The organism is Methylomarinum vadi (assembly GCF_000733935.1).
GTDB classification, from domain to species: domain Bacteria; phylum Pseudomonadota; class Gammaproteobacteria; order Methylococcales; family Methylomonadaceae; genus Methylomarinum; species Methylomarinum vadi.
This window is the reverse complement of sequence record NZ_JPON01000001.1, coordinates 2,337,770-2,349,957: the sequence shown is the minus strand read 5'-3', so window position 1 is coordinate 2,349,957 and position 12,188 is coordinate 2,337,770. Positions and strand designations below refer to the sequence as shown.

The window sequence follows — 12,188 nt, the reverse complement described above, 5'->3', positions numbered from 1 at the left end:
GGCTGAGCCTTTGAACCTCCATTGTTACCGCTAGCCCGAATATTTCATGATAGAGGCGGGCAAGTTTGTTGATATTTGATAAAATTCAGTTACTTATATTGAATTTAACCAACAACTTGCCCATGACAAATTGTACTCCAGCTCAGATAGAATTTCCTCCCTTAAAACGCCGTAAAATAGACGCCCAATTCAGTGGTGGAGCGATCACCAGTGATGGCGGTGTGCTGTTGTTAAGAGCGATTGACCAGCAATTAGGATTAACCGAACGGATAGCGGCGCAGATTCCTGACGCCAGAGCCCCTGACCGCGTGCAACACTCTGTGATCAACCTGCTCCGTCAACGGGTTTATGGCTTGGCGTGTGGGTATGAGGATTTGAATGATCATGACACGCTCAGAAATGATATCGCCTTGCAGACGGCGGTGGAGCAGGATCGCACCCTCAGTAGTCCATCGACCTTGTGCCGGTTCGAACAGCGGGCGGATCGAGAATTAATGTGGCGCGTTCATGAGGAACTGGTGGCGCAGTTTATCGCTTCGTATGAGACACCGCCGAAATCGTTGATCCTGGATTTCGACGCCACCGATGATCCGGTTCATGGCGAACAGGACGGACGTTTTTTTCATGGCTACTATCGGCACTATTGTTTCCTGCCGTTGTATGTCTTTTGCGGCCATCACTGCTTGGTCAGTTATCTACGTCCCAGCAATATTGATGGCGCCAAGCATAGTTGGGCGATTCTGGCTTTGCTGGTTCGGCGCTTGCGTCAGGCTTGGCCGGACGTTGACATCACGTTTCGCGGCGATGGCGGTTTTTGTCGCCATAAGATGCTGAGTTGGTGCGAGCGGCATCGCGTTCACTATATTGTCGGGTTGGCCAAAAATAAACGCTTAACGCGCTTAAGCCAACCCTGGATTGAACAAGCCCGGCAACAGTTCCAAAGCGAACAGCAGAAACAGCGTCTCTTTACCGATTTCCACTATAAAGCCGGCACCTGGAAACGCCGACGCCGTGTCATTCTTAAGGCCGAACACATGAGCCAAGGGAGTAATCCCCGCTATGTCGTAACCAATCTGGACGGCGATGCCCAAAGCCTTTATGAACAAATTTATTGCGCCCGCGGCGACATGGAAAACCGGATTAAAGAACAACAGTTGGATCTGTTTGCCGACCGCACCAGTTGCAGCCTGTGGTGGCCGAATCAGTTTCGTTTGCTGTTATCCACCTTGGCCTATACCCTGATCCAGGCGATTCGCCGAATCGCCCTCAACAACACCGAACTAGCGACAGCCACTTGCGCCACCATTCGCCTGAAATTGTTTAAAATCGGTGCCGTCATCATTCGTAACACCCGTCGTATTCGACTGCTGTTCAGCAGTCAGTATCCGTTTCAATCCCTGTTTAAATCCGTTTGTCAGCGCCTGTGCCCTGATTAGTACAAACAGAGTGCTGTGCCCGGCACGCTGATAAACAATGGGGTAAGGGGAAGTTGCGCCTGAAAAACGGAAATCAATGCTTAATTCCCTTTTTGACCGCTCAATTTCTCCTTACGATCGCATGTTTTAAAACAAATGAGGGTTTCGATAGGGTTTCAAGGGACTGATGAAATATCCGGGCTAGGGAAGACAATGCCGTTGTTGAGAGAGTCGCGATCCGATAAAGCCGAAGGTGTCCGCCTGCGCAGCATTCCTTAGCTTAAACGGTTGTTCGCTTTATTAGATTTTATCCCTAGCTAGTGTAATGTTTTTTGGCTTGGGTAGACAATAGGAAATGTAGAGGGTAGCAATCGGCAACAATTATTGAAGATATGGCGGCTTGTCAGGCGTTGATTTTTGCTAGTTTACGAATCGTTTACCGCTCGAATCGGCTTGCGGCATAGGCTGCTTGGGAGGGAGTGAACACGTCCTTGTGTGTACTGCTGTCGAAGCGGTTGCTTGATTTGGGCGATTAAGCTTTAGGAGATTCCTTTTCCGTCGCCGTAGCGGCTAACAGCTTGAATAACCGGCTCACGCCGTAAATGCCGAGGACGTAAACGACAGCATATTTCAAATAAGGGGGGTAATACATCATGACGCGGTTTATGTATTCGGCCCAGTTGCTGTCGGGGTATCTGCCCGATAACAGATAGAAACTGCCGTTGGAGATCAAAAAGCCCATCGAAACGGAAGCAATCAAAATGGCGAATTTTATCGCTAAGTGAGAAGCGTTATGGCCGGTAAAACGTTTGCAATATTGGCCTCCGAACCAAACCGCACCATAGGTCGCGATCAAAAAGACGTAAGCGGGCGAAACGCAATAGCCGCTGACGCCGAGATGTCCGATGGCGATATAGTCCAATACTGCGGCTTCGACCAACAGGGCGACGAACAGCGTGATGCCGCCGAACCATAAACCGCTCAGAAAAAATACCGCCACCGAGGCGTCCGGTAACGACACGGGGCCACCGTAATGATGAATGCGGGTCGCGGCCATGACAACCATCAGGGCGAATGCGCCGGGTTTGAGTTGGGCGGGGAGTAGTTTGCTTAGCATAATGAATCCTCAGTGTTAAATTGATAAATCGGGTAAGACGGTTAGGTCACGCCCTCCATGGCGACTCCATTCAGTTATTATAATGAATCGATACAAAAAAGTTTCTATCCGCAGTGTTATAAGTATCGGCGAGTTGATATTGTTTATCCAGCAGATTCTTCAGTTTGGCGCTGATGCGCCAGTGCCGGTCGAAATGATAAGCGGCCCTCAGATCAACTGTGACGAACCCTGCCACCTTGGTGCTGTTGCTGCTATTGTCAAAACTGTCGCCGCGCGCCAAAATGCTGGCGCCGACATCGATCGCCTCGAATGAGCGGGACAGGTCGTAAGTCAGGATTTTCTCGGCCCGGCGCGGTAGCCGTTTGTTGGTGATGCGGTCTTTGGGGCTCAATAGCTGAAATCCTAGCTTGTTGTGCCAGCCGAGAATCTTCGCGCCAATTTCCGTTTCGATGCCGTCGATTTGCGCCTTGTCGATATTTTCCGGCGGCCAATTAGCGATCAGGTTATCGATATTGGTGTGGTAAGCGCGCACTTCCCAGTTCAGCCAGTCATGAGCGCCGGCCAGGCCTGCTTCGAAGGTGGTCGATTCCTCGGGTTCCAGATTGGGATTGCCGCCGCCGAAGCCGGTGTTCGGCCAGAACAGTTCGTTGAATGTCGGGGCCTTGAAGGCATTGCCGAAACTAGCGAAAGCGCTGATTCCATAGTCCCAGTTAAAACGCCAGCCGAAACTGCCGGTGACATAGTCGCCGAAGGCTTCGTTTTCGTCCCAGCGCAGCGAGGCGTTGATGTAGTGACGCTCGAACAGACGGCTGTGTAATTCACCAAAGATGCCGACGCCATAGCGTTCGCTCTCGGTAAAATCGGTGCTGCTATCGACTTCATCCAGGCGGTAATCGGAACCGAGCACCAATTGATGGTCGTCGGCCAATTGCAATTCGTTCAGCCAACTGACGTTCCAGCGGGTGGTGCCGAAGCGGCTGTAAAAAGAACCGTCCGGCGCGAAATTATCGTTATCGTCGCGGCTTTGCCCCAGCCGTAACGTCGAATGCCAGATATCGGTTATATCCGCCGCTCCGGATAGGCCGACCACCTGATTGACGAATTCGGTTTTGTTCGGGGTGCCGTCGAAATCGGTGCGTCCTTCCGTCCTCATATAAAACGCTTCGATTTCGGCGTTGTTGTCGAAACGGTACCCGAGCTTGGCGTTGAGGCCGGTGTTGTAATAACCGTCGTTGTCGGGATCATCGACCCGGCTGGTCGGTTCGCGGGCATCGAAGCCCTGGGTATTGATATGCGAGGCGGAAAGGGTGTACCAGGCCTTGTGCCATTTGCCGCTGATCGAGCCTGAAGTTTGCAGGGTATCGTAATTGCCGCCTCCGGCATCGAGCGTGATGCTAGGCGTTGCCTGTTGTTTGCCTTTGCGCGTGAAAATCTGGATCACGCCGCCGATGGCCTCGGAGCCGTACAGGCTCGATTGCGGCCCGCGTATGATTTCGACGCGTTCGATTTGATCGACTGGCAGGTATTGAAACGGTGACGTGCCGCTCGTAACCGAGCCGGCTTTGATGCCGTCGATCAGCACCAAGACATGATCGGAATTGGTGCCGCGCATGAAAACACTGGTGTTTTTGCCCATGCCGCCGTTCTGGGTCATATCGATGCCGGTGGTGCGTTGCAGCAGTTCCGGCAATGTGTTGACCTGATATTGCTCGATATCGTTACGGGTATAAACGGTGGTGGCCGCCGACAACTGGTTAGTGGGAATGTCGGCCCGTGTAGCCGTGACGACATAGTTAGGGAGCTGGACCGATTCGTCGGCCAATGCCGGACTGATTCCGGCCAACAAGAACGTGCTGAAATAAACTTTATACATTATATCCTCTGCGCCGCCCGCGCAAACGAAAGCTGAAATAATCGCAGAGGAAGGAATGAGGAAAAGACAAAAGGGAATGGCCTTGTCGCTTTCGTACACAGCCCTCCGCTGCACCGAGATACTCTCAGGCAGGTCTCCGGGCTCATAAGTGGCGGAAGCCAAAACTATCGCCTTCCCATATCCTCGGACACAGTGGCATATGACGGTTCTTTTACTTATCTACCGTTGCGGGGGCAGCGCCGGCCTTGTTGTCGAACAACGCACCGGCTTCCCTTTTAAGCCTGTGATGAAGTCACCAGGCACCAGAAAGCAAGAGGCGAATTATAGAGAGTCAACAAATAAAGTCAAGGTTGAGAGAATAGAGGGGACGTTTGCAACGATGTAATAACATCCAAAATACACTCACACTTTGCGCGCTATATAAATGTTTTAATGAGTGAGAAAAAATAGCAATTCGTCCCCAAGCAAGTCGGCTAAATGATTTTTTTACACGATATCGCTCGAATTTTTGCTAAGCCCATCGTCTGATGTATTGTTATACCTATTATCTGTCGAACAATACATGGCAAATACATGAGTGAGACTCAACAAGCTTTTTATTTTTTAAGCGTCGCTCTGGCCATCGGTCTGATGATCGGCCTTGAGCGCGGCTGGGAAGAACGCGAGGCGGAGGAAGGCGGCCGCATCGCTGGAGTGCGCACCTACGGCTTGATCGGCCTGTTGGGCGGAGTTGCATCCTTGCTGACGGAACAGCTCGGTTCGCTGGTCTTGGGTTTGGTATTCCTCGGGTTGGCGGGCATGCTGACCGTGGCTTATGTGGTCAATATGCGTAAGGGGAAAGATGTCGGCATCACAAGTCTGATTGCGGCGTTGTTGACCTTTTTTCTGGGCGCGCTGGCGGCAAGCGGGGAAATAGCGATTGCCGCGGCGTCGGCGGTGGTGGCGACGATGCTGTTGAGTTACAAGCCGTTGCTGCATCGTTGGGTGAGTCATTTGGAAGGCAACGAGCTGAGAGCGGGAATCAAACTGTTACTGATTTCGGTGGTGCTATTGCCGATTTTTCCGAATCAGGGTTATGGTCCCTGGCAAGCCCTAAATCCTTATACGATCTGGTGGATGGTGGTATTGGTCGCGACCATTTCGTTTGTCGGTTATTTTGCCATCAAGATCGGCGGCGCGAAACGGGGATCTCTCTTTACCGGTTTGTTCAGCGGCTTGGCCTCGTCCACCGCGCTCACGTTGCACTTTTCCCGGTTGTCGCGTTATCGCGACGGAGCAATGGCATCGATACTGGCGATGGGGGTGTTGCTCGCCTGCGGAACCATGTTTCCGCGCATGTTGCTGGTCGCGAGTTTGATCAATCCCGATTTATTCAAGTTACTGTTGGTGCCGGCGGCGGTGATGGCGCTGATCTGCTATCTGCCGGCACTGTGTTATTGGCGGCTGGCATCGCACAAGAAAGCGGTCGCGTCGGTGCCTTTGAAAAATCCCTTGGAATTAACCACGGCGCTGAGTTTCGGCTTGTTGCTGGCCATCGTTATGTTGCTTGGAAAAGCTTTACAGAATTGGTTCGGCGAAGCCGGGGTTTTGGCGCTCTCCGCCGCTTCGGGCGTGGCGGACGTGGATGCGATTACATTATCGCTGGCGCGTATGAGTCAGGATGATTTGGCAGTGCAAATAGCGGTGACCGGCATCATTATCGCGGCTAGCGTCAACAACCTGATAAAAAGCGGGATGGCAACTTTTATCGGTGGACGCCAAATTGGTATTCGCGTCGGGCTGCCTTTGTCGGGCAGCGTTATGGGCGGCGGAATTGCGGTTTGGCTCTGGGTCTGGTAAATCGAAACCCGGTGACTATTGGCCAAGGACCTTGGCGATGGCGTCTTCCCACAGGTTGAGCGGTTTGGTAACCGGGCTGGAACAGGTGTCGTAGCCTTGGTATTCGAGGCCGTGAAAGACGTCGTCCCGCAACCATCGATACGCGACCGGCGAACTTTGCTTCAATCGTTCGGGAATCAGCACATATTGCGCCACCAGTTCGGCCAATTTCTCCTGGATTCTGCCGTTATAGCGGCCTTCATTGACTTCCCATAAATATTCGAAGGCTTCGAACCATTTCGACGGCCATAGCGCCAGTTTAGCATTCAGGATTAATTTCGCTGTGGCATTGTCGGTGGACATCTTGCGGTACCAGTAAAAGAAGTACAGATCGTCGGTGCCGTTCCAGAAATGGAAGTTGTCGATGGTATGAGCGATTTCATGAATCAGGATGGGCAGGCGGAAGTCAACCAGGTATTTTAAGTTAATGTCGCGGTACATCCTGCCATCCTTGGCCTTGTCGAAGGCCTTGATCGTGAAGATGATCATATTCTGGCCGCTGAACACTTGCGCGACCGTTTCCCCCCTGAAACCGGTGCCCGGTACGATCATCAACGGGCGGGTGTGATCTGTCCAGACGCTGGTGCCGTAATCTTCCGGGAACGCCTCCTTGATCAGGCTTTGTATATGCGCCGGAACTTTTTCTATCGCTTGCTCCAATCGTTCCATCGGTTTTGCCCGGCTGATCGTTTGCCGCAGGAACGGCGGAATCTTCCGGATGCCTTTCTCGAAGACGCGCAGATGGTCGTCCTTAAAACGGGGAATGCGGTAATCGTCGCTGTGCTTGATGATGGTCTTGGTGTCGTAGAATAGCGCCAGGGCCCTGAGCGCCGCTTCCTCGCTGTCCCAATATTTCTCCAGCACACACAGATCGGGCGACGAACGACCGGCGCAATCTTCGCGAAATTCCTGCAAATCCTCCAAATGACGCGGGTGGGTGTGGTCGGTTAATACCGCAACGGAATGGGAACGCAGATCCGCCGCGTCCTTTTCGTAATAAGCGATGACCTGGCGCAGTTCTGCGATGGGTTTATATTGGTTGTCGCTGGTCGCGCACAGCAATGAATTGTCTTGGGAGAGGGTGAAAAAGCGGTTTTGAAACAGTGGGGGCGCGTTAGCGGGGTGGTGGGCGCAGGCGAGTGCCGGAGCGATGAGGAGGTACAGTAATTGCCATTTGTTAAAAAGCGTTCTCTGTTTTCCCCTCATCGCTCGACCTTGTGTTATTCGTCGAAACCAATGCTGTCCCAAAGCGCTTCGACAAAAGTTTTCTCGCCTTCGCTTTCTTTCACCGGGGGGCCGTCGGGATAGTTTTGCTTGTACACCCGCTCCGCATCGGCGGCCAGGTCGGTCAGGTTAAGTTTAGTATAGGCCTGCCGCATGATTTGCAGGGCATAAGGGACGGCCGGCGTGCGTTGGTATTCTTGCACGACATGGCTGGCGCGATTGGCGGCGGCGACATAGGCGCGTCGTTTCATATAAAAGCGCGCCACGTGAACTTCGTACATGGCCAGATTGTTACGCAGCGCAATCATGCGCTGTTTCGCATCGGGCACGTATTTGCTGTCGGGGAACCGGCGTATCAGTTCGGCGAAGTTATCGTAGGCGTTGCGGGCGTTGCCGGGGTCGCGTTGCGAGGCGTCGGTGGGCAGAAAACGGTCGAGAAAGCCGATGCCGCGATTGTAATTGACCAAGCCTCTCAAATAATAGGCATAATCGACATTGGGATTTCTGGGATGAATTTTGATAAAACGGTCGGCGGCGGCGATGGCAGCTTCCGGGTCGTCGTTTTTGTAATAGGCGTAGGCGACATCGAGTTGGGTTTGCGCGGCATAATCGCCGAACGGATAACGCGCTTCCAGCGTTTCATAGAGCTTGATCGCTTTTTGATAATTGCCGGCCTCCATGGCGGCTCGCGCCTTTTCATGGAATTGTTTGGCGTCCCAGCCGGTGTATTCGGCATCGGAACCGGAGTCGCCCGATTGCAAATTCTTCAATGTTTCGCAGCCCGGCAGCAGGGTCAGTAAGGTTAGAAGAAATAAAATTTTTATGAAAAGAAATCGCATATTAATGACAGCACGTTGTAATATAGCGGGTTTTTTGTGATTTTTTAAAGCCCGGGCTTATCGCCACAGGCGAGTATAACTTAAAAACAGTTGGATATGGCTATATTAACGGCAATTGTCCCCGATGAGCTAGCGGGAATGCGTCTGGATCAGTGTTTGGCGGAAATGTTTCCGGACTATTCGCGCAGCAAACTGCAAACCTGGGTCAAGTCCGGACGGGTGCTGGTCGACGGCCGCACACTGAAAGCAAAGGACAAATTGGTCGGCGGCGAGGAGATCAGGCTGGATGCCGAGGCGGAAGTGGTTCTGGAGAATGAGGCCGAGGATATTCCGCTGGATCTCGTCTATGAAGACGAATCCATCTTGATCGTCAATAAACCGGCCGGATTGGTCGTACATCCGGCCGCAGGCAATTGGCATGGTACTTTGGTCAATGCGCTGCTCAACCATGACCCGAATCTGAACACATTGCCCCGCGCCGGCATCGTACATCGCCTGGATAAAGACACCAGTGGTTTATTGATGGTGGCAAAAACATTGCAGGCCCATCATAGTTTGACCGAGCAATTACAGGAACGCAGCATCAACCGCGAATATCTGGCCTTGGTCAAGGGTTGGATGACCGCCGGCGGCACGATCGATGAACCGATCGGCCGGCATCCGGTGGACCGCAAGCGCAACGCCGTCAGAGAGGACGGCAAGCCGGCCGTGACACACTACCGGCTAGAACGGCGTTTCAAACGGCATACACTGATCAGGGTCAAATTGGAGACGGGCCGTACGCACCAAATCCGGGTGCATATGGCCCATATCAATTATCCCTTGGTCGGAGACCAAGTTTACGGTGGGCGATTTCAACTGCCGGCCGGATGTAGCGAGAAGCTGGCGCAGGCTTTGCGCGATTTCAAGCGCCAAGCTTTGCATGCGGCCAAGTTGGGGCTGGAGCATCCGGTGAGCGGAGAATATTGCGAATGGGAGCAGCCGTTGCCGGCGGACATGCAGCAATTGTTAAGTGTGTTGGCGGAAGATGAATTGGATTGAAGCCGACTGGCCGGCACCGGCTCATGTTCATGCCGTTACCACGCTGCGCACCGGCGGCGTCAGTGAGGGCGGTTATGCCAGCTTGAACCCGGCGGCACATGTCGGCGACCGGCAGGAAGACGTTTTCGAGAACCGGAACCGGATTAAACATGACCTGCGCTTGCCTGCAGAGCCGGTTTGGTTGCGACAGGTGCATGGCAGCAGAGTGATCAAGGCCGATCGGGTCAACGGCGTGGAGGAGGCGGACGCGAGTTATAGCGACCGGGCAGGAATCGTCTGCGTTGTCTTGACGGCGGATTGTTTGCCGTTGGTTTTCACCAACGCAGCCGGCAGTATCATTGCCACTGCTCATGCCGGTTGGCGCGGTCTGGCGGCGGGCGTTATCGAGCGGACGATCGAAGCAATGGGGTCTCGCGATTTATTGGTTTGGCTGGGGCCCGCCATTGGTCCCGAGCGGTTCGAAGTCGGGAGTGAGGTCAGACGGGTTTTCCTAAACAAATCGCCGGATTTCGCCGTTGCCTTCAAGGAATCGAGGGGCGAAAAATGGCTGGCCGATATTTATCAATTGGCGCGCATCACCCTGAGGCAACAGGGTGTTGAGCGCATTTTCGGCGGCAATTATTGCACCGTTATGGAAGCCGAGCGTTTTTATTCCTACCGCCGTGATGGCGAAACCGGCCGTATGGCCACCCTCATCTGGAGAGACTGACGTTGGAGTTATTGTTTTTTATCATCGTTTTTACCGCAGTCGGCGGTGTATTGAGCGTATTGGCGGCCGGTGTTTTTCTATTGTTGCCCGAACGCCATAGGAACCGCATATTGCCGCACGGCATTAGTTTCGCCATCGGCGCGTTGTTGACCGTTTCGTTTTGGGGCTTGATTCCGCATGCCCTGGAAGAGGTGCGCCCAGACCAAATTCAATCGTTATCGGGAAGCATCCTGGTCGGCATTCTTTTGTTTTTCACCTTGGAGAAATTATTGATCTGGCGTCATTGTCATTCTCATTCTTGCGAGGTGCATCTCGATGAAGGCCATGATCATCATCACGGTCACGGGCGACGTTCGACCGGCGCGTTGATCATACTGGGCGACAGCATCCATAATTTTGTCGACGGCGTGTTGATCGCCGCGGCCTTTCTGACCGATGTACAATTAGGCATCGTCACCAGCCTGGCCGTTGCCGCCCATGAAATTCCCCAGGAAGTCGGCGATTTCGCCATCTTGTTGGAAAGCGGCTATAGCAAGGGCAAGGCGCTGTTCTATAACATTCTGGCCAGCTTGACGACGGTGATTGGCGGCGTGTTGGCCTATTTCAGCCTGGAGGATTTGCACGATATCCTTCCTTATTTCCTGACTTTGGCGGCTTCCAGCTTTATCTACATCGCCGTCGGCGACTTGATTCCGTCGCTGCATAGAAAAACCGATATCAAGACTTCGCTTGAGCAGATCGGCTTGATCCTGGCCGGCGTATTGTTGATTTTTTCCTTGCACGGCGTGGCGCATGACATAGAAATCGCCGAGAACTTCGAAAAAGTTTCGCGTTGACAATGTAATAATTATTCTAGCGGATAAGCCAATTCAGAGGTAATATTATCCTAAATTTTCTACTTGATAAATTTTGATTTCCATCGCCAGACTGGCTAAGAGAGGAAGCGACAAAATACACCCTTCTGGAATAGTTTCTTCTGTTTCACTATATTCCCATTTCGTTTGTTGGGTTTATCTTGCATGTGCCCGATCAAGCGAATTGAATCACTTATTCAAACTTACTAGAGGAACGCCTTATGAAAAGTTTGACGAAATATATAAAAGTAGGGTTACTCGTTGGCGGCACGTGTTTGTTATCACCGGCGCATGCTTTGGTTGCGACCTATCTGGCCCCCGGGTGGAACGCGACCGATTATCTGACGCTGGCTACCGCCACCAGGTCGATTGAATTCGATGCGACTGGAAATCTATATATTGAAGACGTTTCGGATGACGGCAGCGGGGGTGTCAGTATTTTAAAATTGGAAGCGTCTTCCGCTTACACTTCAATTTCAAATTTCGTTTCTTACGCGACAAGCTATGATGGCGTGACCGGGCTCGATTTTGATGGATTGGGTAACCTTTATGTGAGTGAGCGCGCGGCATCAGGAGATGCCGGTGTGATTCGAAAAATTAATGCGACTATTCCTGAATTAATAGGGGATGTAAGAACTTTCAATCATCATCGACCTACCGGCGTCGATGCCGATTCAGAAGGGAATGTCTATTACACCGGCAGGATGGAGTCGGACGGAACCTTCGGAAACGTCTATCGCATAGATTCTGCTGGAAACAGGACAATATTGTTGGAAAATGTTGTCGGAACCGGCATTGCTTTGGACAGCCTGGGCCATATTTTCATTTCTACGCCGGGGAGGGCGGATTTAGGTTTTACGCAAAATTCGATCTATATGTTCGATCTTTCCGATTCGATTAATGCGGAAAGAATTGCGACTTTCGATGAAACCGGAGGAGAGCTTACCTTCGATGACGCAGGCAATTTGTATATGATAGATAACATCGATCATACCAAAATTATTAAGCTGTCATTTGTGCCTCTGCCGCAAACGGCTTGGTTGTTCATTTCGGGTCTATTCTTGTTGATATTTTCTTCAAATCGCAAACGTCACCAGGCGACTTAGGCGTCAATGCCGCATCCTATGAGATAATCGTTTAGCCGATTGTCTCATAGGCCAGAACGGTTAAGATCGCGCCGATCTTCGGTTTCCTGCGGTATGGATGACATTTGCCATTTCACGTCCGTTCACTGCAAC

At 52.2% G+C, this 12,188-nt stretch carries 10 protein-coding genes and 1 riboswitch; of the genes, 6 read left to right on the top strand and 4 right to left on the bottom strand.

Annotation, left to right across the window (positions count from 1 at the left end):
* Positions 1–122: 122 nt before the first annotated feature.
* On the top strand, positions 123–1,436 hold the full coding sequence (locus EP25_RS0111750) for an IS1380 family transposase (protein ID WP_031434069.1): 1,314 nt from the start codon (positions 123–125) through the stop codon (positions 1,434–1,436).
* 511 nt (positions 1,437–1,947) lie between these two features.
* Here EP25_RS0111750 and EP25_RS0111745 read toward each other — a convergent pair.
* Both EP25_RS0111745 and EP25_RS0111740 read right to left on the bottom strand, forming a co-directional pair.
* Positions 1,948–2,532: a hypothetical protein gene (locus tag EP25_RS0111745; RefSeq protein WP_084191025.1), complete on the bottom strand. Its 585-nt coding sequence runs from the start codon at positions 2,530–2,532 to the stop codon at positions 1,948–1,950.
* A gap of 70 nt (positions 2,533–2,602) precedes the next feature.
* A complete protein-coding gene (locus tag EP25_RS0111740; protein ID WP_031434067.1) occupies positions 2,603–4,405 on the bottom strand; it encodes a TonB-dependent receptor domain-containing protein in 1,803 nt (600 codons plus the stop codon).
* A gap of 110 nt (positions 4,406–4,515) precedes the next feature.
* A riboswitch (cobalamin riboswitch) is annotated at positions 4,516–4,727 on the bottom strand.
* Positions 4,728–4,978: 251 nt separating this feature from the next.
* On the opposite strand from EP25_RS0111740, the gene EP25_RS0111730 reads away from it, so the two are divergent.
* The gene (locus tag EP25_RS0111730; protein WP_031434065.1) at positions 4,979–6,244 is read left to right on the top strand and encodes an MgtC/SapB family protein; all 1,266 of its coding nucleotides are present in this window, start codon (positions 4,979–4,981) and stop codon (positions 6,242–6,244) included.
* 15 nt (positions 6,245–6,259) lie between these two features.
* Here the strand turns inward: EP25_RS0111730 and EP25_RS0111725 are convergent, their stop codons facing one another.
* Complete coding sequence (locus EP25_RS0111725; RefSeq protein ID WP_152555637.1) at positions 6,260–7,489, bottom strand: hypothetical protein; 1,230 nt, start codon at positions 7,487–7,489, stop codon at positions 6,260–6,262.
* Between the two features lie 14 nt (positions 7,490–7,503).
* The gene (locus EP25_RS0111720; protein ID WP_031434063.1) at positions 7,504–8,346 is read right to left on the bottom strand and encodes an outer membrane protein assembly factor BamD; all 843 of its coding nucleotides are present in this window, start codon (positions 8,344–8,346) and stop codon (positions 7,504–7,506) included.
* Positions 8,347–8,442: 96 nt separating this feature from the next.
* Here EP25_RS0111720 and rluD point away from each other — a divergent pair, with 96 nt between their 5' ends.
* The 4 genes from rluD to EP25_RS0111700 all read left to right on the top strand — a co-directional run bounded on the left by rluD (position 8,443) and on the right by EP25_RS0111700 (position 12,056).
* On the top strand, positions 8,443–9,387 hold the full coding sequence (gene rluD / locus EP25_RS0111715) for a 23S rRNA pseudouridine(1911/1915/1917) synthase RluD (RefSeq protein WP_031434062.1): 945 nt from the start codon (positions 8,443–8,445) through the stop codon (positions 9,385–9,387).
* Entirely contained in the window at positions 9,374–10,096 is a 723-nt protein-coding gene (gene pgeF / locus EP25_RS0111710) for a peptidoglycan editing factor PgeF (RefSeq protein WP_031434061.1), read from the top strand. Before rluD ends, pgeF begins: the two co-directional genes overlap by 14 nt.
* 2 nt (positions 10,097–10,098) lie before the next feature.
* The gene (locus EP25_RS0111705; protein ID WP_031434060.1) at positions 10,099–10,932 is read left to right on the top strand and encodes a ZIP family metal transporter; all 834 of its coding nucleotides are present in this window, start codon (positions 10,099–10,101) and stop codon (positions 10,930–10,932) included.
* Between the two features lie 239 nt (positions 10,933–11,171).
* Complete coding sequence (locus EP25_RS0111700) at positions 11,172–12,056, top strand: NHL repeat-containing protein (RefSeq protein WP_031434059.1); 885 nt, start codon at positions 11,172–11,174, stop codon at positions 12,054–12,056.
* Positions 12,057–12,188: the final 132 nt, after the last annotated feature.

Bases quoted from the DNA above. Each gene is read 5' to 3' on its own strand.
- EP25_RS0111750 (WP_031434069.1), top strand. From the start codon at position 123: ATGACAAATTGTACTCCAGCTCAGATAGAATTTCCTCCCTTAAAACGC.
- EP25_RS0111745 (WP_084191025.1), bottom strand. From the start codon at position 2,532: ATGCTAAGCAAACTACTCCCCGCCCAACTCAAACCCGGCGCATTCGCC.
- EP25_RS0111740 (WP_031434067.1), bottom strand. From the start codon at position 4,405: ATGTATAAAGTTTATTTCAGCACGTTCTTGTTGGCCGGAATCAGTCCG.
- EP25_RS0111730 (WP_031434065.1), top strand. From the start codon at position 4,979: ATGAGTGAGACTCAACAAGCTTTTTATTTTTTAAGCGTCGCTCTGGCC.
- EP25_RS0111725 (WP_152555637.1), bottom strand. From the start codon at position 7,489: ATGAGGGGAAAACAGAGAACGCTTTTTAACAAATGGCAATTACTGTAC.
- EP25_RS0111720 (WP_031434063.1), bottom strand. From the start codon at position 8,346: ATGCGATTTCTTTTCATAAAAATTTTATTTCTTCTAACCTTACTGACC.
- rluD (WP_031434062.1), top strand. From the start codon at position 8,443: ATGGCTATATTAACGGCAATTGTCCCCGATGAGCTAGCGGGAATGCGT.
- pgeF (WP_031434061.1), top strand. From the start codon at position 9,374: ATGAATTGGATTGAAGCCGACTGGCCGGCACCGGCTCATGTTCATGCC.
- EP25_RS0111700 (WP_031434059.1), top strand. From the start codon at position 11,172: ATGAAAAGTTTGACGAAATATATAAAAGTAGGGTTACTCGTTGGCGGC.